This window comes from Burkholderia sp. B21-005 (assembly GCF_020843965.1).
Taxonomy (GTDB): Bacteria; Pseudomonadota; Gammaproteobacteria; order Burkholderiales; family Burkholderiaceae; genus Burkholderia; species Burkholderia ambifaria.
Window position 1 is genome coordinate 1,360,018 of record NZ_CP086301.1, and the last position, 23,813, is coordinate 1,383,830.

Genomic DNA, 23,813 nt, shown 5'->3' on the forward strand with positions numbered 1-23,813 from the left:
GTGGTCGGCCGCAGTTCCTGGCGCGCGCCTCACGCGCGCTTTTTCAACGCCGCCAGCATCGCGTCGGCGAACGCCTGCGTGACGCGCGGCAGCGTGCGCCCGCGCTTCACGACGAGCGCGATCGGCCGCACGAACGCGGGATCGTCGATCGGTTTCGCGACGAGGTCGGGCTCGGCGCGCACCTCGCGCGCGGTCGCCGGCAGGATCGTCACGCCGAGCCCGCCGCGCACCATCGCGACGGCCGTCATCATGTAGGTCGGTTCGCACGCGATGTCGGGCGTGCAGCCGGCCGCGTCCAGTGCGGCATCGACCACGCCGCGCACGCTCGTGCCGCGCGCGGTCAGCACGAGCGGCACGGCGGCGACGTCGGCGGTGCGCACGCGCCGCTTGCGCGCGAGCGGATGATCCTTCGGGCACACGGCGACGAGCCGGTCGGCGCCCACGTACAGCACCTCCAGCGACGCATCGAACGCATCGCCGCCCGTCAGGCCGAGATCGGCTTCCTCGTTGCGCACCAGCGCGGTGACGAGGCTCGCGACACCGTCACGAATCTCGAAGCCCGCACGCGGCACGTCGTGCCGGAACGACTGGATCAGCTCCGGCAGCAGGCTCGATGCGAAGGTCGGCAGGCACGCGAGCCGCACCGTGCCGCTCGCGCCTTCGCCGAGCGCACGCGCATCGCGCAGCACGCGCTCCATGTCGTCGAGCGAGCGCTGCAGCAGCGGCAGCAGTTCGCGCCCGGTCTGCGTGAGCGCGACGCTCCGGCTGTTGCGGTCGAACAGCCGCGCGCCGACGATTTCCTCGAGCCGCCGGATCTGCACGGTCAGCGCCGGCTGCGACAGGTGCAGCCGCGCGGCCGCACGCGTGAAGTTGCCGGCGTGGGCGACGGTGACGAACGCGCGAATGTCGCGAAGATTCAGATCCATAACGATTCGTGATTGCTGCGATCAAATCATTTCAATTGTGCTATCGCTGCGCCGACCTTACGCTCGTCTCCAACAAAAGACAAGGTAGGAGACACGGATGCTGCCGTTACTCGGGCTTGGCACGATCGTCGTGCTGCTGGCCGCGATTCTGTCGAAGCGGATGTCGCCGCTCGTCGCGCTGATCCTCGTGCCGATCGCGGCATCGCTGATCGGCGGCTTCGGGCTGCATACGAGCAAATTCGTGATCGACGGGCTGAAGGGCCTCGCGCCCGTGGTCGGGATGTTCGTCTTCGCGATCCTCTATTTCGGGACGATCACCGACGCCGGCACGCTCGATCCGATCATCGATCGCATCCTGCGCGCGGTCGGCACGCGGCCCACGCGCATCGTGATGGGCACGACGCTGCTCGCGCTGCTGATCCACCTCGACGGCTCCGGCGCCGTCTGCTTTCTCGTGACGATTCCCGCGGTGCTGCCGCTGTACGACCGCCTGAAGATGGACCGGCGCGTGCTGGCCGCGGCCGTGTCGATGGCCGCGGGGATCAACTTCCTGCCGTGGACGGGGCCGATGATCCGCGCGTCGGCGTCGCTGCACCTGCCGGTGTCGGCGCTGTTCAATCCGCTGATTCCGGTGCAGGCGATCGGGCTCGTGTTCGTGTTCGGCGTCGCGTACTGGCTCGGGCGGCGCGAGGAGAAGCGGCTCGGCCTGTCGCGCGACGATGCGTCGATTCCGCTGCCCAAACGCGAGCTGACGCCCGACGAGCAGGCGCTGCGCCGGCCGCACCTGTTCTGGTTCAACCTGGTGCTGACGCTCGTCGTGCTCGGCACGATGGTCGTGATGGGCGAGAAGATTCCACCCGCGATCATGTTCATGGTCGGGCTGTGCGTCGCGCTGATGGTGAACTACCCGAACGTCGACATGCAGAGGAAGCGTATCGACGCGCACGCGCGCGCGGCGCTGATGATGGCCGGCATCCTGCTCGCGGCCGGGGTGTTTACCGGGATCATGCAGGGCAGCGGCATGCTGAAGGCGATGGCGCAGGCGGCGGTCGGCTTCGTGCCGCCGTCGATGGCCGGCCACATTCCGGTCGCGCTCGGCCTCGCATCGATGCCGCTCAGCATGCTGTTCGATCCCGATTCGTTCTACTTCGGCGTGCTGCCGGTGATCGCGGAGGTGGCCGGCCAGTTCGGCGTGCCGGCCGTCCATGTCGGGCAGGCCGCGTTGCTCGGCCAGATGACGACCGGCTTCCCGGTCAGCCCGCTGACGCCCGCGACGTTCCTCGTCGTCGGCCTGTGCGGGATCGAGTTGGCCGAGCACCAGAAGTTCACGTTCCCGCTGCTGTTCGGCGCCTCGATCGTGATGACGATCGCGTGCGTCGTGCTGGGCGTTTTTTGATTGTTCCCGGCGCGCGCGCCGGATGACGGTACCGACATGACAGCAAAGCCACCACACGAACGGCGCGTGCGCATCGGCGCGGGCGCCGGCTACTCGGGCGACCGGATCGAGCCGGCGGTCGAACTGGCCGAACACGGGCAGCTCGACTATCTCGTCTTCGAATGCCTGGCCGAGCGCACGATCGCGATCGCGCAGCAGGCGCGGCGCAAGGATCCGTCGCTCGGCTACGATCCGCTGCTCGACGCGCGCATGCAGGCCGTGCTGCCGGTGGCCGCGCACAAGCGCGTGCGGATCGTGTCGAACATGGGCGCGGCCAACCCGCGCGCGGCCGCGCGGCGCACCGCGCAGATCGCGCAGTCGCTCGGCCTCGCGGGGCTGAAGGTCGCGGCGGTCGAAGGCGACGACGTGCTCGACGTCGTGCTGCGCGGCGCGTTCCGGTTCGAGGAGTCGGGCGACGAAGTCGCCGTGTATCGCGAGCGCATCGTATCCGCGAACGCGTATCTCGGCGCCGCGCCGATCGTCGAGGCGCTCGCGGCCGGCGCGGACGTCGTGTTGACCGGGCGCGTCGCCGATCCGTCGCTGTTCGCCGCGCCGCTGATCCATGCGTTCGGCTGGCGGATGGACGACTGGGACACGCTGGGGGCCGCGACGGTCGTCGGCCATTTGCTCGAATGCGCGGGGCAGGTGACGGGCGGCTATTTCGCCGACCCCGGCTACAAGGACGTGCCGGATCTCGCGCGGCTCGGATTCCCGATCGGCGAGGTCGCGGCCGACGGCTCGGTCGTGATCACCAAGGTGCCGCACGCGGGCGGCCGCGTGAGCGCGGCGACCTGCAAGGAACAGCTGCTGTACGAGATCCACGATCCGGCGCGCTACCTGCAGCCCGACGTCGTCGCGGATTTCACGCGCGTGGCCGTCGCGGAGGAGGCGCCGGACCGCGTGCGCGTGACGGGCGGGCGCGGCACCGCGCGCCCCGAGACCCTGAAGGTGTCGGTCGCGTATGTCGACGGCCATATCGGCGAAGGGCAGATCTCGTACGGCGGGCCGGGGGCGCTGGCGCGCGCGCGGCTCGCGCTCGACATCGTCCGCGAGCGGCTCGCGCTGACCGGCGTGGCCGCGACCGAGTTGCGCTTCGATCTGATCGGCGTCGATGCGCTGTACGGCGACGCGACGCCCGCCGTGCGCGGTGAGCCGGCCGAAGTCCGCGTGCGGGTGGCCGGCCGGGCGGCGAGTGCCGCCGAGGCCGCGCGGATCGGCAACGAAGTCGAGACGCTTTATACGAACGGGCCGGCCGGCGGCGGCGGCGCGTTCAAGTCGACGCGCGAGGTGATCGCGGTGCAGTCGGTGCTGCTGCCGCGCGCGGCCGTGACGCCGTCGTTTTCATTCGTGGAGGCCTGATGCAACTGCGTGAACTCGCGCATGCGCGCACCGGCGACAAGGGCAATACGCTGAACGTGTCGGTCATCTGCCGCGATCCGCGTCACTACGAACACCTGCGTGCGCATCTCGATGCGCGGGCGGTGAAGACGTGGCTCGCGGGCATCGTGCACGGCGACGTCGTGCGCTACGAACTGCCGGCGCTGGCCGCATTCAACTTCGTGCTGCGCGATGCGCTCGGCGGCGGCGTCACGCGCTCGCTCGCGCTCGACGCGCACGGCAAGTCGGTCAGTTCGGCGCTGCTGGCGATCGAGGTGCCGGAGCCGGTGTGACGATGTGACGGTGTGCGCCGCCGGCGGGGCGTGCGCTCATGATCACCGTTCATGGTGACGGAATCGGCCGTTCGCGGGCCCGTCTGCGTGCTCGACGCGTTCGCCCGCGATGTGCGCAGGCGCTGATCCACGCAAGTGTCGTGGGCCGAGCCGGCGCATCCCGGATTTTTTGCATGGTCTGACCAGTCTAACCTCAAGTTGCGTCGCGGCCGGTCGTTAAACCCGTTTGCGTACTCATTGACTGTTCGATAACAACGCGCAACCGGAGATCGCCGTCACCATGCTGTCATCAATTCGCGCCCGGATCGTGGCGACCTGCGTCGCCATCGTCGTCACGGCGCTCGCCGTCACCGGCGGCCTCGTGTACCAGGTCGTCAAGCGACACAACGACGAAACCATCGACCGGAACCTGCAGTCGGTCCTGGCCGGCCACGCGCTGGCGCTCGACGAGTGGGTCGCCAGTCGCGCGCAGCAGACCCAGGCGCTGGCGGATACGCTGGCGATCGGCGAAGGCGATCCGCTGCCGGCACTGACGCTGCTCGGCAAGTCGGGCGGGTTCCAGGTGCTGACGCTCGGCCTGCCGGACCGCACGGCCTTCTCGAACATCCCGCTCGCGCCCGGTTACGATCCGACCGCGCGCCCGTGGTACAAGCAGGCGGTCGAGGCCGGCCGGCTCGTCGTCACCGCGCTGTATCAGGACGCGTCGACCGGCAAGCCGGCTTTTGCATTCGCGGTGCCGATCATGCGCGGCGGCGCGCTGAAGGGCGTGCTGGCGGCGAGTCTCTACATGGAACGCGCGAGCGCGATCGTCGCGTCGATGCACCCGACGCCGGCGAGTTTCGCGTTTCTCGTCGACCGCGGCGGGCGCCTCATCGCGGGCGCGAAGACCGACCTGATCATGAAACCGGCCGTGCAGCTGTCGCCGGAACTGACGCCCGAGCGCCTCGCGAGCCTGCAGAGCGCGAGCGAGCCGGTGGCGATCGAGGTGGACGGCGTGACCAAGCTGTTGCGCGCGCAACCGATCGCCGGCACCGACTGGTCGCTCGTGATGGCGCTCGACCGGTCGGACGTGACGGCCGGCATGCGGGCCGTCGCGACGACGACGCTCGTGGCCATCGTCATCGTGGCCTGTATCGCGGCCGCGCTCGTCGGCGCGCTGACGAACGCGGCATTCAAGCGCGTGCTGCTGGTGCGCGATGCGCTGACCGACGTCGCCAGCGGCAGCGGCGACCTGACGAAGCGGCTGCGGGCGGACGGCAACGACGAGGCCGCGCAGATCGCGCGCGCGTTCAACCTGTTTGCGGAAAAGATTTCGGCGATCCTGCTGCAGATCCGCGGGTTCAGCGAGTCCGTGAGCGTGGCGAGCGCGGAGATCGCGCAGGGCAACCAGGACCTGTCGGGCCGCACCGAGCATGCGGCGTCGAGTCTTCAGGAAACCGCGGCGGCGCTCGAGGAGATTGCCGGCACGGCGCGTAACTCGGCCGATGCGGCGACCCAGGTGAACCGGCTCGCGGAGTCGGCGTCGGGCGTCGCGATGCGCGGCGGCGAGGTGGTGAGCCAGGTGGTCGCGACGATGGGCGAGATCACGGCGGCCTCGAACGAAATCTCGAACATCATCGGTGTGATCGACGGCATCGCGTTCCAGACCAACATCCTCGCATTGAATGCGGCCGTCGAGGCGGCGCGCGCGAACGAGCACGGGCGAGGCTTCGCGGTCGTTGCGGGCGAGGTGCGCACGCTCGCGCAACGCAGCGCGCAGGCCGCCAAGGAAATCAAGCAGCTGATCCAGGCGTCCGTCGACAAGATCGAGGGCGGGTCGGGGCTCGTGCACACGGCGGGCGCCACGATGGACGAGATCGTCGAGGGCGTGCGCGGCATCACGAGCGTGATCGCGGAAATGACGGTTGCTGCGAACGAGCAGAGCACCGGCCTCGCGCAGGTGAACCAGGCGGTGTCGCAGCTCGATCACTCGACGCAGCAGAACGCGGCGCTCGTCGAGGAGTCCGCCGCGGCCGCGGCGCTGTTGCGCGAGCAGGCGGCGCAGCTCGCGCAAATGGTCGGCGAATTCAAGCTGGCGCAGCCGCAAACGGCCGATACCGCGCCGGTGTGACGCGGCGCGCGCCGGGCCAGCGCGATGCGCGCTTGCGATGCCGCGCCGTGCGTGTACGCTACGGCCTCGCGGGCAGCGCCCGCGCGTGCGGCAGGGGCCGCGCGCATCGACCGGATCCTGGAATGAAGAACGAGATCGTCACGCCGGCCGGCGTGAAGGGCGCGGTCATGCGCCGTGGCCGGTTCGCGGCGACCCTCGCCGCACTGTCCGCCCTCGCGGCGTTCACCGCGCTCGTCGCGACATCGCCGGCCCATGCCGCCGAGCCGGCGCGCCCCGAGCGTCAGCTGCAAAAGTTCATCCACGACACCTACGGCAAGTGGCGCACCGATCGCAAGGGCTGGCAGTCGGACGCGGGTGATTTCATTTACGCGTCGTGCGGATCGCTGCGCGTCGCGACGGCCGATGGCCCGCGCACGCTGCTCGCGATGTGCGGCGAGACCGAGGACGCCGTGCAGAACGGGATGCCGGGGATGGATTCCGATGCGACGCCGGGCACCATCGACCTGTACGTGCTTCGGCCTTCGCAGGACGGGACGACGCTCGAACCGGCGCTGAAGAAGACAGGCATCGCGTCCGGCGGACGCGGCGAGCCGGGCACGGTGAGCATCCAGCGGCTCGGGCCGCACCTGTTCGGTTTCGTCCTCGGCAACAGCGACTCGCGGCAAGGCTATACGCAAACCATGCGCTCGATCTGGCTGCCGTACGGCGACGCGCTGGTGCCGGCGGCGGCGCGCATCGACGAAGCGCTCGACAATGCGGAATCGACCGAATGCGCGAACGATCCGGCGCGCTGCGAGGAACGCCGCTTCGCAATCGCGCCGGACACGAGCGTCAACGATAGCGTCTATCCACTGATCGTGACCGAGACCGGCACGCGCGGCAATCGCGCGATTCACGCGCGCCATACCGTGAAGTTCGACGCGGCGCGCGGCCGCTACATCGTGCCGAAGGCCGTGCGCGACGGGTATTGAGCGGTCCATGCGGGGGTACCGCGGAACCGCGGATCCGGGCGGCATCGCGCCGCCCGCCCGTCACACGTACACGTAGCGCACGAGGTGGAAGAACACCGGCGCCGCGAAGCAGATCGAGTCGACGCGATCGAGCATCCCGCCGTGGCCCGCGATCATCGAGCCCCAGTCCTTGGTGCCGAGCGAGCGCTTCACGGCCGACAGCACGAGGCCGCCGACGAAGCCCGCGATCACGATCGCGAGCGAGATCCCGAACGCCGCGCCGAAGCTGAACGGCGTCACGCGATACAGCGACGCGCCGCACAGCGTGGCGAGCAGGCCGCCGCCGATGAAGCCTTCGACCGTCTTCGACGGCGACAGGCGCGGCGCGATCTTGCGTCGCCCGCACAGCTTGCCGACCACGTACTGCAGCACGTCGCTGATCTGCACGACGAACAGGAAGAAGAACAGCAGCAGCGCGTTCTGCCCCGTGTAGCGCGGAATGTCGAGGATCAGCACGGCCGGCGCATGGCTCAGCCCGTACACGCAGACCATCAGCGCCCAGTTGATCTTCGCGTTGCGGCTCAGGAATTCGCGCGTGTCCTGCGTGAGCGCCGACACCAGCGACATCGCGAAGAACAGGTGCACCGGCACGAAGATCGAGTACATCCCGTACCAGTTGATCGCGAGCAGCAGGTACTGCACCGGAATCGCGATGAAGAACGCGATGAAGAGCGTCGTATGGTCGCTAGCGGTGGTCGGCGTGAGCGTGATGAATTCGCGCAGCGTCAGGTACGACAGCAGCGCGAACACCAGATACGTGACGTTGTTGCCGAGGCTAATCGCGATGACCATGATCGCGATCATCGCCCACCACGCACGGATGCGCTGGTTCAGGTTGACGACGGTCGCGCTGGCGCCGCCGCTGCGCGCGCCGAGGATCGCGCCGATCACCGTCGCGAGCAGCAGCACGCCGGTGACGCCCGCGACCAGTTCCCAGAAGAGAGTTCGCATGAAGAGGTCCGGAAAAGGGAGAGGAGGGCGCCGCGATCAGCCGGCCGGCCGCTGCGGCGGCGCGAGCGCGACGATCGCGTCGCGCATGCGGGTGAGGAAGGTTGGCTTGTCTTCACTGGCGCCGAGCGCGTCGTTCGCACCGAAGTGCACCTTGCAGATCAGCGGCACGGGCCAGATCGCGCCCTTCGGCATGATGCGCTGCAGGTTTTCGAGATAGACCGGCACGAGCGCGACGTCCGGAAATTCCGTCGCGAGATGGAACAGGCCGCTCTTGAATGGCTGCGGCAAGACGTCGGCGCCGCGCGTGCCTTCCGGGAAGATGATGATCGAGTGGCCTTGCCGCAGCGCGTCGCGCACCGGATCCAGAGGATTGCCGCTGTTTTCGCGATGACGGTCGATCAGCACGACGTTCAGCAGCTTCTGCGCGATATGGCGCTTCAGGTCGCTGCTGTCCCAGTAGTCGCGCGCGGCGACCGGCCGCACGACCGCGCGCACGTCGCGCGGCAGCGCGGCGAGGATCGCGAGCGTGTCGATGTGGCTCGTGTGGTTCGAGAAGTAGATCTTCTGCGTCGGCGACGGCGGTGCCTGATGCCAGACCGGATACGCGCCGGCGACGAGCCGGACGATCGACAGCAGGAAATCGCGCTGCCAGACGTTCAGGATGTTCATCGGCGCCGCGCCTCCTGCCTGCACGCCCGCGCGGCCGCGCATGCGCGGCAGGCGGAATCCCGGAATGCCGGCGCGGCAGGATGCGCACCGGACGGCCATTGTTTAAGTTTTTTCACATTCGTGGCTGCCTGTCGCAGGGCCGCGATAATCGGACGATGCGCCGGCGGACGTCGCGGCGCGGTCGCCGGTCGGCGGCGTGATAATCGGCTGTTGCACGAGCGCCCGTTTGCAGTTCGAATGGATCTTGCTGCGATCGGGCCAGCGGATTATCGCGAGTTTCCGTCAAAAACGCCAGATTGCCCGGTGCGGCGCCGGCGGCGTGCTGCTTGACGCGTCCGGGCTGCTCGGCGACGATGACGACCACCTGTCGAAAGCCGTCGATGCCGACGGTTGTGCCGCCCGGGGCATGGCGGCTGGAAACGTGTCCGAATGAGCAGAACCAATAAAACGATGAGCCTCTACGCACTCAAACCGAAATTCCAGAACCGTCTGCGTCCGTTCGCGGATTCGCTTGCCGAACGCGGCGTCACCGCCAACCAGGTCACGTTGTTCGCGGCCGGCGGCTCGATCGTCGTCGGCGCGCTCGCGGGGCTCGGCGTGTTCGCCCGCGTGCTGTTCCTGCTGATCCCGATCTGGCTGTTCGCGCGGATGGCGCTCAACGCGATCGACGGCATGCTCGCCCGCGAACACGGGCAGAAGAGCACGCTCGGCGCGTACCTGAACGAGCTCGGCGACGTCGTGTCCGATGTCGCGCTCGTGCTGCCGTTCCTCGCGATTCCCGCGTTTGCTCCGGCAGACGTCTGGCTGTTCGCGCTGACGGCGGTCATCGTCGAATGCGCGGGGCTGATCGGCCCGCTCGCCGGTGCGACGCGCCGCTACGACGGCCCGTTCGGCAAAAGCGACCGCGCGCTCGCGCTCGGCGCGTTCGCGCTGTGGATCGGCTTCGGCCTGCCGGTCGGCAGCGTCGCCGCGTGGCTGTGGCGCGTGCTGATCGTGCTGTCGATCGTGACGGTGGTGCGGCGCGTGCAGGCCGGGGTCGCCGAAGCGGGCGGCTGACGGCCAGGGATGGGCCGGCGCCTGAGGGCGGCGCCGCATGATTCGAACAACGAAACGAGAGAAACGCATGAGCGCACGCACGGCCCGCGAGGCTGACTTCATCACGCACGACGGCGAAACGCTGTTCTATCGACACTGGCCCGCGACGGGCCCGCGCTGCCGCGGCGCGATCGTGCTGCTGCATCGCGGCCACGAGCATTCGGCGCGCGTCGCGCATCTCGTCGACGAGCTCGACCTGCCGGACTTCGCGTTCTTCGCATGGGATGCGCGCGGCCACGGCCGCTCACCCGGCGCGCGCGGCTACAGCCCGAGCGCGGCCGCGTCGGTGCGCGACCTGCAGGTCTTCGTCGAGCATATCCGCGACACGCACGGCATCGCGATCGAGGACATCGCCGTGGTCGGGCAGAGCGTCGGCGCGGTGCTCGCGGCCACCTGGGTACACGATTACGCGCCGCCGATCCGCTGCCTCGTGGTCGCGTCGCCGGCGTTCCACATCAAGCTCTACGTGCCGTTCGCGCGGCCGGGGCTGCGGCTGATGCACAAGCTGCGCGGGCTGTTCTACGTGAACAGCTACGTGAAACCGAAATTCCTCACGCACGACCCCGAACGGATCGCGAGCTATGCGGCCGATCCCCTGATCACGCGGCCGATCGCCGTCAACATGCTGCTCGACCTGCACGACACCGCGAAGCGGATCGTCGCCGATGCGGCCGCGATCACCGTGCCGACGCAGCTGTTGATCTCGGGCGCCGACTGGGTCGTCCATCGCGGCCCGCAGGACCGCTTCTTCGAGCGGCTCGGCGCCGTGCGCAAGGAGCGCATCGTGCTGCCCGGCTTCTATCACGACACGCTCGGCGAGCGCGACCGCGCGCAGGCGCTCGCGCCGCTGCGCACGTTCGTGCTGCGCGAGTTCGATACGCCGAGCCCGCGCGTGTCGCTGGCCGACGCCGACCGGCGCGGCGCGTTCCACGACGAATACGCGGCGCTCGGCCGGCCGCCCGCGAACCCGTTCGCCCGCGCGTACTGGGCGATCACGCGGGCGGGGCTGAAGGCCGGCGGCGCACTGTCGGACGGCATCGCGCTCGGGCTGCGGCTCGGCTTCGATTCGGGCTCGACGCTCGATTACGTGTATCGCAACAGCGCGCAGGGCCGGCTCGGCGTCGGCGCGCTGATCGACCGCACCTATCTCGATTCGCCGGGCTGGGTCGGCATCCGTCAGCGCAAGGTGCATCTGCAGGAGCTGATCGGCGCGGCGATCGGCCGGCTGCGCGGCCTCGGCGAACCCGTGCGGATCGTCGACATCGCGGCCGGGCACGGACGCTATGTGCTCGACGCGATCGCGACGGCCGCCGAACGCGACGGCGCGGCGCCCGACGACATCACGCTGCGCGACTACAGCCCGCCGAACGTCGAAGCCGGACGCGTGCTGATCGCGCAGCGCGGCCTCGAGCCGATCGCGCGCTTCGAGCGCGGCGACGCATTCGACGAGGCGTCGCTCGCGACGCTCGAGCCGCGGCCGACGCTCGCGATCGTGTCGGGGCTGTATGAACTGTTCGGCGAGAACGCGCTGATCGAGCGCTCGCTGCGCGGGCTCGCGCAGGCGGTGCCGCCCGGCGGCTATCTCGTCTATACGGGGCAGCCGTGGCATCCGCAGCTCGAATTCATCGCGCGTGCGCTGAACAATCACCGCGGCGACGCGACCTGGGTGATGCGCCGCCGCTCGCAGGCCGAGATGGACGAGCTCGTCGCGCGCGCCGGTTTCCGCAAGCTCGATCAGCGCATCGACGAGATGGGCATCTTCACGGTGAGCCTCGCGCAGCGGGTCGACGCGTCGTGAGCGCGCTCGGCGGCGGCGCGGGCGGCGGTCTGGCCGAGCCGGCGGCCGGCGCGCGCGATGCGTCGTTCGCGCTGCGCGTCGGCTGGCTCGCGGCGATGGGCGCGGTGTTCTTCTCCACCTACGGCTTCGCGAACTGGCTCGCCGCGCGCCGCGCCGAGGTGCCGACCTTCGCGTTCGGCTGGGAGCACGGGATTCCGTTCGTGCCGTGGACCATCGTGCCGTACTGGTCGATCGACCTACTGTACGCGCTGTCGTTCTTCTTCTGGACCCGCCGCGACGATCTGCTCGATCACGTGAAGCGGCTGTTGACCGTGCAGTTGATCTCGGTCGCATGCTTCATTGCATGGCCGCTGCGCTTCGGCTTCGAGCGGCCCGATGCGGGCGGCGTGGCCGGCGCGCTGTTCACGCTGCTGATGGGGTTCGACAAGCCGTTCAACCAGGCGCCGTCGCTGCACATCGGCCTGCTCGTCGTGTTGTGGGCCGTCTATGCGAAGCATCTGCGCGGCACGGCCGCGCGCATCGTGCTGCACACGTGGTTCGCGGCGATCGGCGTGTCGGTGCTGACGACCTACCAGCATCACTCGATCGACGTGCCGACCGGTGCGGCTGTCGGCTGTCTCGCGCTGTTCCTGTTTCCGTTGCGTGACGCCGCGGGGCGGTTGCCGGGTGCGGCCGCTTCCCCGTCCACCGCCGGCCGCGCGCTGGCGCGCCGCTACGCGCTCGGCGCGGCGCTGGTCGCGCTCGCGGCGCTTTACTGCGTGTCGCGTGCGCCGGGCCTGGCGCTGGCGGCCGGGTGGGGGGCGCTGGCGCTCGCGTGCGTCGCGCGGATCTATTGGCGCGGCGCGCCCGGCGCGTTCCAGAAGGACGACGCGGGCCGCTTGCCGATGTCTGTGCGCTGGCTGCTCGCGCCGACGATCGCCGGGGCGTTCGTCAATTCGCGGTGGTGGACGTTCCGGCAGCCGGCGCCGGTGCGGATCGACGAGCGCGTGTCGATCGGCCGCACGCCGACCACGCGCGAGGTGCGGCGCCACGGCTTCACGGCGCTCGTCGACCTGACGGCCGAGATGCCGCGCTGGGCCACGGCCGACGCGGCTCTCGCGTATGCGGCGGTGCCGCAACTCGACCTCGTCGCGCCCACGCCCGCGCAGCTCGCGGCGGCCGTCGCGGCACTCGAGCGCCTGCATGCCGAAGGGCGTGACGTGCTGGTCTGCTGCGCGCTGGGCTATGGGCGCAGCGTGTTGTGCGCGGCCGCGTGGCTCGCCGCGCGGCGGGGGCTCGGCGATGCGCGCGACGCGCTCGCGGCGGTACGGGCGGTGCGGCCGCGAGCGGTATGGTCGGACGACGGCGTGGCCGTGCTGCAGGACTGGATCGACCGCCGCCGCGTGACGGGAGGGTCATGATGCGCGACCCATCTGCTCCGTTCCGGATCGCTGCCGCGCGCGGTGCGCTCGATGCGGGCGCGTGGGCGATCGCGGCCGCGTTGGCCGCGGCCGGTGCCGGCTGGTGGATCGCGTCGGGCTGGGCGCCGGCGACGATCACGCGCGTGCTGTTGGCCGTGGTCAGCACCGGGTCGGGGATTGCCGCGCTGTGGTACGCGGTGCGCATCGAGATCGACCGGCGGCTGTTCGCCGCGCTGGCGCGGGCGGCGTCGTGCGATGCGTCGGTCGACGACGGGCTCGCCGCGCTCGATCGTGCGCTTGCCGAGCTCGGCTGGATCGATGCAGGGAAGGCCGGACGCGCGCTCGCCGAGCGCGTGCGCGGCGCGGTCGGGCTGTGCCGTGCTGCAGTGCTGGTCGCGATCGTGCAGTCGATCGTGGTCGGGCTGGCGATCGCGGTGCCGCAGGTCGGTTAGCCGTGCGTGCGTGCGCGGCGGCGGATGCCACCGAGCGATAGCCATGTATGGACGAGGGTGCGAGTCAGGTAACGATTGCCGAATAAAAACTAAGAATACGAAATATCGGCAATATTTACCCGTCAATGGTTGCATTGAGCCTGACGATATTCAAAGACTGTCGGCTAATCGAATTTATTGTGAAAGGTATTTATAATATCGGCTCGGCAGAAATCCCGCCTTAATACAATCAAGGGCATGCTGCATGGGCCATACCGCACTTTATAAGACGTTGCGTCTGGGCGACGCGCAATACAATCGGCTTGTCAAACTGGATACGCCACTCGGCGTCGACTGGTTACTGCCTCTGTACGTTAAAGGAACGGCCAGATTAGGACGCGATTATGAATTCGTGATCGACGTCGTGTCGCCGCGCGGTGGCCAGATCGAACTCAAAGCGCTGCTCGCCAAGCCGGTGACGCTCTGGATTCAGCAGGTCGACGGTACGTACATGCCGATTCACGGTTACGTTCACCGCTTCAGCCGGCTGGGATCCGACGGGCCCCTCACGTACTACAAGCTGGCCTTTTCCTCGTGGCTTTACTTCCTGTGCCTGCGTCGCGACATGCGCGACTGGCAGGAGCAGAACGGCGAACAGATTCTCACCGACGTATTCAACGAGCATGCGCAGGCACGCGGAGCGTTCCGCTTCGACCTGCATGGTGCGTTACCGTCGTATTCGAATCGCGTGCAATGGGAATACGATCTGAATTTCGTCCACCGAAGCATGGAAGAGGTGGGTGTATTTCCCTACTTCGAACAAGCGGACGACGGCCGATCCCACACGATGGTCGTGACGGACGACGCCTATTTCGTTCCGGCGCTCAGGCAACCGGTCGTCGAGTTCGGCCGCATGGAAATTGGCGGCGAGCTGGACGGATTCGCTCAATGGAAGGAGCAGCTTCAGATCGAGAGTGCGCAACTGACGTCGCGCTCGTTCGACTACAAGCGGCCCGATCTTCCCCGGCAAGTTCAAGGCGTGACCGACGTCCACGGCAATTTACCGACGCACGGCGAGGTCTACGACTATCCGGGTGCCTATATGTGGTCCGATCGGGAGCAGGGCGAACGCCTCGCGCGGATTCGCCTCGAAGAGAAGATGTCGCGAATGAAACGCTTTCACGGTGTGGGCGGCTTGCGCTGCGCGATGCCCGGAAGGCGTTTCGAACTTCGCGGTCACCCGGTTCATGATGCGGGCAACCAAGCTGATCGAGAGTTCGTGCTGCTTGGAGTCGACTGGTTGATATGCAACAACGTGCCGGGTCTCGATGGTGTGGAGGCCTTTCCCGACGGGCTGGCTGCCGAGGTTTCCGAGGCGAAGGCCGGAGCGACCGTGCGTCATGCAGACGGCAGCGAAGGCTTCTTTCAGGTGAAGGTCGAGGCACAGCCGCGCAACGTTCCGTTTCGCAGTCCGTTCGAGCACAAGAAGCCGGTCATGCAGTTGCAGAACGCGATCGTTGCCGGGCCGGGTGGTGAAGAGGTGTACACCGACTCGCTGAATCGCGTGAAGGTGTGGTTTCACTGGAACCGCCGCAATGACCAGGACGAACGCGCGTCATGTTGGGTGCGGCCGACTTTTCTCGATGCCGGTGCGAACCGCGGCGGCATCCAGCCACTGCGCAAGGGCGATGAAGTCGTCGTCGGTTTCATGGAAGGCGATTGCGACCGACCCGTCATCATAGCGAGGATGTACGGGGGCGCGACCCAACCGGTGTGGCACTCGAACGGACTGCTGTCGGGCTACCGGTCGCGCGAGTATGGCGGGACGGGCTACAACCAGCTCGTCATGGACGACTCGACGCAGCAGAATCGCGTTCACCTCTATTCCAGCAGCTATCAGTCGCATCTGCATCTCGGCTACCTGATCCAGCATACGGACAATGCACGCGGCGCATTCCTCGGCAATGGCTTCGATCTCAAATCGGACGCGTATGGCGCCATTCGTGCGGGGCAGGGGCTGTTCGTTTCGACGCATTCGGCAACGGCTCAGCAGCCTCTGAACGTGACTGCCGCGACCGAGCAATTGGCGAGTGCGGAGAGCGTGGTGGAACTGACGTCCCAGGCGAGTGCGGCAAATCAGGCCGAGAGCCTGGACGAGGGGCACGACGCACTGAAGCGATTCACCGATGCGACGCAGTACAACGTGGCGGGTGGCGCAGGCAGCGGCGGGCGAACGGGAGGTGGCGGCACGGGTAGCGCAAACGGGTTCTCGACGCCGATCATGCTGATCGCGAGCCCCGCGGGCGTGGGCGTGTCGACGCAGGACTCGGCGCAGCTCACGGCGAACCAGCAAGTCAATATCGTCAGCGGCAGAAGTACCCACGTCGCAGCCGGGAAATCGCTGATCGCGAGCGTGATGGAAAAGATCAGCCTGTTTGCTCAGAACGCGGGGATCAAGCTCTTCGCGGCCAAGGGGAAGGTCGAGATTCAGGCGCAGAGCGACGAGATGAAGCTTGCGGCGCTCAACGACGTGACGATCACGAGTTCGAGCGGGCGTGTCGTGATCTCCGCGGAAAAGGAGATCTGGATCGGTGCCGGCGGCTCCTATATCAAGATCGCGCCCGACCTGATCGAGAACGGAACGAGCGGCCAGATCCTCGAGAAATGTGCATCGTGGGACAAGCCCGGCGCATCATCGATGCGCCTGCCGTCGCCGATTGCGAGCGTACAGAAAGGTTGCGCTTGGAAGGCGGCGTCGGCGGCGGCCGACAGTGCGTCGAGCGTCGTGCTGGAGTAATCGAGATGAATACTCCGAACAATCGTTTCGCGGATCGTCCAGGCGGCCTGGATGCGTCGAGCGAGAACGCGGCGATCGATGCAACCGCCAGTGTGCTGCACGCCTATTTCGACAAGCATCCGGAAATGCTTTGTCTTCTGGTTGTCGATCCGTCGCAGCGTGACTTGCCGGCCGACGACGGATCGGCATTCAGCGAGCTGAAGCGCACGATCGTGACGATCGCGCACGACGGATTTCCGGCTGAACAGCAGCCTTACCTCGTTGAACTGGATTTGCTGTCGCCGGGAGGCGCCATGCTGCTGAAGGAAAGCGTGCGGCTCGCATTCGAAGACCGGCGTCCCGCATCGATGGCGCAGGGCCTCGGACAGCGGATCGGCGGATGGTTGGCGAGTACTGCTTCCGCCGACGAAGTCGCCGGACACTGGTCGACGCAAGTGTTGCAGTACGACGAGCGCGGACGACTGTGTGCGCTGCGCTTTTACGATACGCGCGCGTTGGGTTTGATCTGGCCGCTATTGACCGAGCAACAGCAGCAGGCGCTACTCGGCCCGGTGACTGTCTGGCATGCGCTCGACGTGTGCGCGAAACCGCGAGCGTATGGCCGGGGCGTTGGATCGAGCCGGGCGTGTTCGCTCACGGCGGCACAATGGCCGGAGGTGCATCGCCACGGCCTCGTCAACCGCGCGCTCGCATTGCACGCGTTGGCGGTAGGCCGTCAGCCGACGCCTGCGGAAGTGGAGGCGGCCGTTGCCGCTGCGGCGCGGGCGGAGCAACACGGGCTGCAGGATCGGGACGACCTGATCGCGTTCATCGGACACGCACTTGACTGGCATCCGCAGTTCGACCGGCATCCCGAGATTGAGAAGGTGCTGCGGCAGTTTTCGCCCGACGATTTTTATACTGCGGCGATCGGCCACCTTCAGCCTGACGACATCGATGAAATTCGACAAGGGGCGTGGTACGGAGAGGCGGCATCTCTATCCAACCCGCAACGCCGACCGAGCCCCGACACGAGATACGAATAAAAGAAATGGCGACCACTGAACGAGAATGCGCGAATTGCCAGAAGACCGGGCTGCCGATCCTGCCTGTCCGCTATACCGTTTTGCCGAATAAGGTTCCGGCAAAACTGCCGGACGGCATTGGCGGGAAAGGCATCACTGACGTTCCGCTGACGACGCACCGTTACGGGCTGCGCACCCTCCGCGATGGATGGGTGTACCTGTATTACGTCCAGAGTGCCCGAGGTCCCAAGCGGTGGGAGGTGTACAAGGTGACGGAGGACGGGCGCCTGTGGAAACAAGCGCGTCCGCTGCCTGAGGAACCGTCCACGCATCCTGCGTGCGCCCAGTGCGCGATTGCGGTGCCGATGGACTTGATCGCGATCGAGCGTCCGGAAAAATGCACGGACCGTGTCTACATCGCATTTTCCGAGCACGCATGGGTCGAGGATACGTTCAAGCGATACGAGCAAAATCCGGCATTGCTCGAACAGCGCATGCAATGGATCGAGCCGTCCAAATGGATCAACGGCGGCAACGACCCGAAGAAGCATGCGGTCGTTGCAACCCGTGAGCGTATCGATGATGTCGTCGAGTACATGCCGGCGCTGGACCCCAAACTGCTCGTCCCGCAGGACCAGCGATTGACCGACGAGACCGGCGCTTACGACCCGAAGCTGATGGGACGGGAGTCGACCCGCTACCCGCTGCATATTCGACAGGCGTCGCCATTGTCGACGAGCGAAGCGCTGGTCAAACTGATGAACACGATCGGCTCGACCGGGAAAGGGCAATCTCATCCGCCCATGATGCTCGCGTTGTGGGACGGCATCGGCAACGTTCACGAACTGAACGATTTTCGTAACGATGCAGGCAGCATGTTGTCGCTGTACGTGAAGGAGCAGGGCCGGCAGATCGATGCGATGCTCTCGATCGATGCAGCCGAGGTTGCCGTGCGCAACGGTGCGGTTGCGTTCAAGAGCCGCATGCGCTCCGCCCTGCGGGCTGGTTGGGAAGGCATGCTGAACAACCCCGGCGCGATGGACGGCATTCCAAGTTACGCCGTCATCTCGCCCGAGCAGCAGGCGGCGTCGGACCGGCGGATCGAGCAAGCGGGCGTGATCAGCCCCGAGGAAGCGAAGACGATCGGCGATGCCGAGTGGCCCAAGTACGAGGGCAAACTGAATCTACGCAAGCTCGGCGACTTCCGGCCATGGTTCACGTCTGTTCAGGATGCGGTCAAGGCAATTCAGGCCCGCCGTACACCCGACGTGAAGGCATGGCTGAAGGCGCCCACGTTCATCGCCGCGCTGCATGACTATCACGAAGAAAACGCGGACGACGGACGGGCGTTCGAGAAGGTCGTGATCGAGGCGATCAACGGATTGCCGTCGGAAGATCGTGGTGCGGCCGTGGTCGAGGAACTGGTCAACAACATGGATCCGACTTTGCCGACCAGTCTCGTGTGGCGTGCGTTCGCCTACAACCAGAAGCAACCGAAGGTCGAGATCAAGCAGCTGCTGGCCCAGGCGATTGCGAACAAGACGACCAAGGCCGACACGGTCAGCGACATTGCCGACAAGGTCAGCAAGGTTCTGGAACAGGTGAAGAACTTCGTCGATTTCCGGGACAAGATGCAGGAGGTACATGAGCATCAGAGTCCGGTATCGGTGTCGGAAAAATATTTGAAAAGCCTTCAGGGCGATGCACTCGTCATCACGATGGGCAATGCACTGTTCAAATGGACAGGGCTTGGCGTTCTCGGCGATTGCGCCGGCACGTTCATGATTCGCGGTGCACTGATGTTGCGCATCGGCATCAGCAAGGCGGACACGATCGATCTCGTCAGGCAGGCGATCAAGGTCGAACCTGAGTTGCGTCTGAGGTTGCAGCAGGGATATCGGACGTTGCGCAGTCAGGGCGTCGCGGCGAAAGACGCGTTCGTCAGGACGATTCAGTCGCTCGCCGAACACGAAGGCGGGCAGCTCTATCGCGCGAAATGGAATGCGGTCAAGTTGACGCAGGAGGGCAAGGCGGTCAATCTCGGTGTGCGGATCGGCGGCACGCTGGCCGTGATCGAGTTGCTGAGCTTCGGTTGCGCGCTTGCGAAGGCGGACAAGAAGGGCGAAGACTACGCGATGTTGGTGGCGGGGGGATTCTCGTCGATGTCCGCTTGCCTGCAGGCTTCGACGAAGCTGATGACGGGATTGTCGAAGGATGCGGCGCGGACGTTGAGCAATTTGAAGGCGATTACCGGGTATTTTGGCGGGGCGTCTTCGATGATTGGGATGGTGCTGGATACATATAAATTCATTGATAGCGGTAGCAAGAGTCAGTACTCCATGGCGGCTGCCTATTTCTTTAAAGCATCGATCGGTTTTGGGGCGACGGCAGCCAATTTTCTTACCGCATTGACGTCATCTGCACCATTGGTTTCCCGGATTACAGGGGGGCGTGGGGTGGTATTTATCGGAAAGATGGGCGCGGGTATCGCCGGGGCAGCAGCCAGGTCCGGAGCAATAGCTGCAGGTGCCGCGACCGGAGAGGCTTACAAAGTTGGTATGAGGGTAGTTGGTGTAGCTGCCGAAGAGGCCGGAATTGTAATTACCGAGCGTGCTGGCCTACTGGTGATTGGCCGGATGGTGTTGTTCCTTGCTGGTTGGGAGGTAGCCGTGGCGCTCGTGGTACTACAGCTTTTGATTGCATATTTCACCGATAACGAATTGCAGACATGGTTCGAGAAATGCGCGTTTGGCAAGGGGCAGGATAGTCCGCCGTGGGCTATGGACAAGCAACGGGACGAATTTGAGAAGGCTCTTGCTAGTGTCGGTTTGAAATCCGATGCCGGAGTGTGATGAATATGAGTGTAAATAAAGCTGCTTCTGCTGTATTGCTGCGTGGGAATATTAATCGTCTTAAAAAGACGCGTTGCAGTCATGATTTTCTGTTCAGTGATGTTGATCGAACCAAGATGGGCGCGACGGCCGTTGCTGCTGGTTTGGTCGGATTGGGTGGGATTGCCGTTGGACTAAGTGGTATGGCGATGGACACCACTGAGGAGGCGGATTTGCTTGAATTCGATCTTAATGGTGAATCGGTCAGGGCCTGGGTGTGGTGGTCGATATTTTCGGAAGGTGATGAAGTAGAGGTTGTTGCAGAGCGTTTCGATGATGCGTGGCAGGCGTTTGGTATTCGGCGACTCTCGGATAAAATCGTTGCACTTCACCCGCATTGCAGTCGAGGTCGTTTTGCGCATTACCGTGCGTCGTTTAAATGGGGTGGGATATTTTTTGCGGCGGCAATGGCCGTGCTATATTTTATATCGGCATGTTTTTTAATATTGAGGGGTGGAATGCCGGTTGAAAATCTTCTTATATCGATTTCGCTGGGAACTCTGGTGTCAGCGCTAGGTTATGGGTTCATTACTTATCGCGTTGCCCGTAAGATGATGGGCTTCGTTCGGCTGGCCGAAGGAATTTTTGAGGGATTTGGCTGGAAGGACGTTAAAAACATCGATCTCCCGGCCATCACGAAGAAGAATAAGCAACCAGGCGAGCCGGGCGCATTGGGGGTGCTGTATTTCCGGTACTAACTTCACATCACGACCGCAGTCTCAGTTGCTGCGTGGGCGCATCTGCAACCTTCGCAAGACTCGTTGCAGTCAAGACTTCTTCTTTACCGATGCTGACCGCACCAAGATGGGCGCGACGGCCGTTGCGGCCGGCTTGGTCGGATTGAGCGGAGTTGCTGTTGGGCTGGGCGGTATGGCAATGGATACGACCGAAGAGGCCGATCTGATCGAGTTCGATCTCGATGGGACGACTGTGAAGGCCTGGGTTTGGTGGTCGGTGTTCACGGAAGGCGACGAGGTAGAGGTCGTTGCTGAGCGTTGGGGTGACACTTGGCAGGCCTTCGGTATCCGGCGACTGTTGGACAGAATTGTGGCGCTTCATCCGCATTGTAGTCGAGGCCGCTTTGCTCATTATCGAGCTTCATTTAAATGGGGTGGGGCGTTTTTCGCGGCTGCGATGTTTTTCGCATATTTTATAATTGCGTGCTTCGCTATTTTTAAAGGCGGCGTGCCAATTGAGAATTTGATCATATCATGCGCACTGGGGACTTTGGTGTCGGCGCTGGGCTACGGGTTCATTACTTATCGTGTTGCCCGTAAAATGATGGGTTTTGTTCGCCTGGCCGAAGGAATTTTTGAAGGATTCGGCTGGAAGGACGTCAAAAATATCGATCTCCCTGCCATCACGAAGAAGAATAAGAAACCCGGCGACCCCGCGGCACTTGGCATCCTGTATTTCCGCTACTGACAAGCACCCGGATCACGTTACGAGCAAGGAATCGAATTCATGATGAACCTCATCCGTGTCGGCGACGACACCGACCATGGCGGCAAGGTGATCACCGGTTCGTCGAAGATGCGCTTCGACGGCCGATTCGTGGCGCGCAAGGGCGACGAAGTGACGTGCCCGCAGCATCCCGATATCAAACCGAACCTGATCGTCGAGGGCGACGAATCGATGACTGACGATGGCGTCCCGATTGCCCGGCACGGCCATCGCGCGACTTGCGGATGTTGTTTGATTTCGAGTCTCGTCTGACCGGCATAGGTGACCGAGCGAACGTTCCGCGAGACGTGTCGCACCGCGAGATTAGACGAGCGGCGTCGCTCCCGGTCGCGGCGCACAGCGGCGAATTTCCCTGCCGTTGTTGGCGGACATGACGACCAGCTGCACGAAATTCGTTGCGGACATATGTGCAGTGAAAAAACACTCCATCACACCGACGAACGCATTCAGACTCGTTGCCGCGAACGCCTGTTCGTCCACGGTCAGCGTCACCTCCAGACCGCGTACAAAGCTCGGCATCGGCTCTCCCGACAGCCAGAGTTGCCGGACGCGATGACCCAGGTTCGTCAATCCATCGATCAGATTCGCGTGCGTGCCCGACTGCACCGCAAATTGGCGGAGCAGGCGTTTCAATTCTGCAAGCCCCGAACGGGTCAGTTCGATCGAATGCGGCGCGAGTTGCGCGATGAGCCGCCATACGGCGTCGCCTTCTTGCGGTAGACGGGCAACCGCAGTGGGCGAGTCGAGCATGTCGATGCGCGACACGATTGCGCCTTGTTCGTTGACGAGATCGCCATTGGGCGCACTCGCCCGTATCGTCCGGGGGAGATCGCCGTTCGTGCACGTCATGTTCGCGGTGATCTGCTCGATCCCGGTGTCGGACGCAGGGCGACCATCGAGTCCGACCAGACTGATCGCAGCCTCGGCTTTTCCCGAAGAAGTCGTCGCCGCGCGTTGGGCCGAAATCCAGTAGGGGCCGGTCGGGCCGTCGACACCGCCATGCATGAGCGACGTGAACGGCGGAATGACAGCCGCCCTCGACACGCCAGTCGTGGCGCGTACCGTGTCGACCGACCAGATCGCAACCTGCGCTGCATCGGTGTTCTGCGACTGCACCGGATACGTGCCGGTCAGCGAGTCTCGTTTGAGCGGCACCGACGTTAGCCGGAACAGATTGATGATCGGGGTGCAGAAGAGCTTCAGGTTATCTGCCGACAACGCGCCCAACCGCTGGGCTTCCCGAGAGTCCGGATGTACGCCGCCGATCGCCAGGTGCAACGTCAGTTTGTGATCCGGACCTGCTGCATCGGTCAGCGCACCGAGATCGACGTCAATGAAATCGAACTTCTTCGAGTATGCGAAGTATTCGCCGAGCAATCGCAGGGCCGGCGCTCCGTCGTCCTCCTCGATCAGCCGCTCGGTGTCGTCATAGCCTACCGGTGCAAGCGGCGAAGCGTGCAATGCGGTCCAGCGCTGTTGCGTGTCTTCGACGAACGCTGCCGCGGTCCGCATTGTCATCGAATCGAGGATCGTGGCGACGACTTCGTCTGCACCGTGGATATGGACACGCAGCGGACTCGGGATGGACGCGATACGAAAATCAGGGCGCGTGACGGCGAAGGTAATCGAGAGGAGGCCGGATGTGCTCGGTGGCAATACCGCATAAGACGGAACGCTGGTTGCCGGCCCGTACCGCGCGTGCTCGATGCGTATGGGCGCAAGCGAAACGTCGTAGACGGTACGGAAGCGACAGTCCTCCGCTTTGCTCGAGAGTTCGGTGTTGCGGCGAATCGACGACGGTTCGGTCAGCTTGTCGAATACGTCGCCGAGGTCGAACCGGGCAATCGTACATGCCGGGACCGGTCGCAGGTATTGCGGACACAGCATGCCTGCCAGCGACGTGGTGAATTCGGGATACTCGTCGCTGAGCCGAGTGCCGATATTCGCGGCAAGAAGAGCGAATGACTGCAGCATTCGCTCGATATGCGGATCTTCAGAGCGGTCTCCGTTGATCCCGAGACGGACGGCAATTTTGGGATAGCGCGCCGAGAAGGAGGCAATTGATGCGCGCAGCAGGCCAAGCTCTCGTTCGTAGTGCGGAAGCAGATGATCCATTGCGTGAAGTGGCGAACCGATCGAGCTGCAAAGGCACGTACTCCCTG

20 protein-coding genes are annotated in these 23,813 nt (G+C 65.3%); 16 read left to right on the forward strand and 4 right to left on the reverse strand.

Annotated elements, in window-relative coordinates; translation table 11 throughout:
• Window positions 1–29: 29 nt before the first annotated feature.
• Entirely contained in the window at window positions 30–926 is an 897-nt protein-coding gene (locus LMA02_RS06385; protein ID WP_011656565.1) for a LysR family transcriptional regulator, read from the reverse strand.
• Between the two features lie 97 nt (window positions 927–1,023).
• Here LMA02_RS06385 and LMA02_RS06390 point away from each other — a divergent pair, with 97 nt between their 5' ends.
• From LMA02_RS06390 to LMA02_RS06410, 5 genes are all read left to right on the forward strand, one after another.
• The gene (locus LMA02_RS06390; RefSeq protein ID WP_006757182.1) at window positions 1,024–2,322 is read left to right on the forward strand and encodes a CitMHS family transporter; all 1,299 of its coding nucleotides are present in this window, start codon (window positions 1,024–1,026) and stop codon (window positions 2,320–2,322) included.
• A 36-nt stretch (window positions 2,323–2,358) separates the two neighbouring features.
• A complete protein-coding gene (locus LMA02_RS06395; RefSeq protein ID WP_228907322.1) occupies window positions 2,359–3,720 on the forward strand; it encodes an acyclic terpene utilization AtuA family protein in 1,362 nt (453 codons plus the stop codon).
• Window positions 3,720–4,031 carry a hypothetical protein gene (locus tag LMA02_RS06400; RefSeq protein ID WP_012363621.1) on the forward strand — a complete coding sequence of 104 codons (312 nt, stop codon included), beginning with the start codon at window positions 3,720–3,722 and terminating at the stop codon, window positions 4,029–4,031. The genes LMA02_RS06395 and LMA02_RS06400 overlap by 1 nt, the downstream gene beginning before the upstream one ends.
• Before the next feature lie 280 nt (window positions 4,032–4,311).
• Entirely contained in the window at window positions 4,312–6,141 is a 1,830-nt protein-coding gene (locus LMA02_RS06405; RefSeq protein ID WP_228907323.1) for a methyl-accepting chemotaxis protein, read from the forward strand.
• A gap of 122 nt (window positions 6,142–6,263) precedes the next feature.
• A complete protein-coding gene (locus LMA02_RS06410) occupies window positions 6,264–7,112 on the forward strand; it encodes a topoisomerase IV (RefSeq protein ID WP_228907324.1) in 849 nt (282 codons plus the stop codon).
• A 60-nt stretch (window positions 7,113–7,172) separates the two neighbouring features.
• Here the strand turns inward: LMA02_RS06410 and LMA02_RS06415 are convergent, their stop codons facing one another.
• Together LMA02_RS06415 and LMA02_RS06420 are read right to left on the reverse strand one after the other, a co-directional pair.
• On the reverse strand, window positions 7,173–8,102 hold the full coding sequence (locus tag LMA02_RS06415; RefSeq protein WP_228907325.1) for a phosphatidate cytidylyltransferase: 930 nt from the start codon (window positions 8,100–8,102) through the stop codon (window positions 7,173–7,175).
• Between the two features lie 36 nt (window positions 8,103–8,138).
• Window positions 8,139–8,771 (reverse strand): lysophospholipid acyltransferase family protein, encoded by a 633-nt coding sequence (locus LMA02_RS06420; protein WP_228907326.1) that lies wholly within the window; start codon window positions 8,769–8,771, stop codon window positions 8,139–8,141.
• Window positions 8,772–8,997: 226 nt separating this feature from the next.
• On the opposite strand from LMA02_RS06420, the gene LMA02_RS06425 reads away from it, so the two are divergent.
• The 11 genes from LMA02_RS06425 to LMA02_RS06475 all read left to right on the forward strand — a co-directional run bounded on the left by LMA02_RS06425 (window position 8,998) and on the right by LMA02_RS06475 (window position 21,903).
• A complete protein-coding gene (locus LMA02_RS06425) occupies window positions 8,998–9,204 on the forward strand; it encodes a hypothetical protein (RefSeq protein ID WP_228907327.1) in 207 nt (68 codons plus the stop codon).
• A 17-nt stretch (window positions 9,205–9,221) separates the two neighbouring features.
• Window positions 9,222–9,827: a CDP-alcohol phosphatidyltransferase family protein gene (locus LMA02_RS06430; protein ID WP_228907616.1), complete on the forward strand. Its 606-nt coding sequence runs from the start codon at window positions 9,222–9,224 to the stop codon at window positions 9,825–9,827.
• 67 nt (window positions 9,828–9,894) lie between these two features.
• Window positions 9,895–11,664, forward strand: a complete 1,770-nt coding sequence (locus LMA02_RS06435) for a bifunctional alpha/beta hydrolase/class I SAM-dependent methyltransferase (protein WP_228907328.1) — start codon at window positions 9,895–9,897, stop codon at window positions 11,662–11,664.
• Window positions 11,661–13,064 carry a phosphatase PAP2/dual specificity phosphatase family protein gene (locus LMA02_RS06440; protein WP_228907329.1) on the forward strand — a complete coding sequence of 468 codons (1,404 nt, stop codon included), beginning with the start codon at window positions 11,661–11,663 and terminating at the stop codon, window positions 13,062–13,064. Before LMA02_RS06435 ends, LMA02_RS06440 begins: the two co-directional genes overlap by 4 nt.
• The gene (locus LMA02_RS06445; RefSeq protein WP_228907617.1) at window positions 13,064–13,516 is read left to right on the forward strand and encodes a hypothetical protein; all 453 of its coding nucleotides are present in this window, start codon (window positions 13,064–13,066) and stop codon (window positions 13,514–13,516) included. The genes LMA02_RS06440 and LMA02_RS06445 overlap by 1 nt, the downstream gene beginning before the upstream one ends.
• A gap of 244 nt (window positions 13,517–13,760) precedes the next feature.
• Entirely contained in the window at window positions 13,761–16,292 is a 2,532-nt protein-coding gene (locus tag LMA02_RS06450) for a type VI secretion system Vgr family protein (protein ID WP_228907330.1), read from the forward strand.
• Between the two features lie 5 nt (window positions 16,293–16,297).
• On the forward strand, window positions 16,298–17,317 hold the full coding sequence (locus LMA02_RS06455; RefSeq protein ID WP_228907331.1) for a DUF4123 domain-containing protein: 1,020 nt from the start codon (window positions 16,298–16,300) through the stop codon (window positions 17,315–17,317).
• A 5-nt stretch (window positions 17,318–17,322) separates the two neighbouring features.
• Window positions 17,323–20,148, forward strand: coding sequence for a T6SS effector BTH_I2691 family protein (locus tag LMA02_RS06460; protein ID WP_228907332.1), 2,826 nt, complete (start codon window positions 17,323–17,325; stop codon window positions 20,146–20,148).
• Window positions 20,149–20,153: 5 nt separating this feature from the next.
• Window positions 20,154–20,885 carry a putative type VI secretion system effector gene (locus LMA02_RS06465; protein WP_416378662.1) on the forward strand — a complete coding sequence of 244 codons (732 nt, stop codon included), beginning with the start codon at window positions 20,154–20,156 and terminating at the stop codon, window positions 20,883–20,885.
• A 25-nt stretch (window positions 20,886–20,910) separates the two neighbouring features.
• Window positions 20,911–21,612 (forward strand): putative type VI secretion system effector, encoded by a 702-nt coding sequence (locus tag LMA02_RS06470; RefSeq protein WP_228907334.1) that lies wholly within the window; start codon window positions 20,911–20,913, stop codon window positions 21,610–21,612.
• Window positions 21,613–21,651: 39 nt separating this feature from the next.
• Window positions 21,652–21,903, forward strand: coding sequence for a PAAR domain-containing protein (locus LMA02_RS06475; RefSeq protein WP_228907335.1), 252 nt, complete (start codon window positions 21,652–21,654; stop codon window positions 21,901–21,903).
• A gap of 51 nt (window positions 21,904–21,954) precedes the next feature.
• Here the strand turns inward: LMA02_RS06475 and tssF are convergent, their stop codons facing one another.
• Window positions 21,955–23,766, reverse strand: coding sequence for a type VI secretion system baseplate subunit TssF (tssF, locus tag LMA02_RS06480; RefSeq protein ID WP_228907336.1), 1,812 nt, complete (start codon window positions 23,764–23,766; stop codon window positions 21,955–21,957).
• Window positions 23,767–23,813 lie beyond the last annotated feature (47 nt).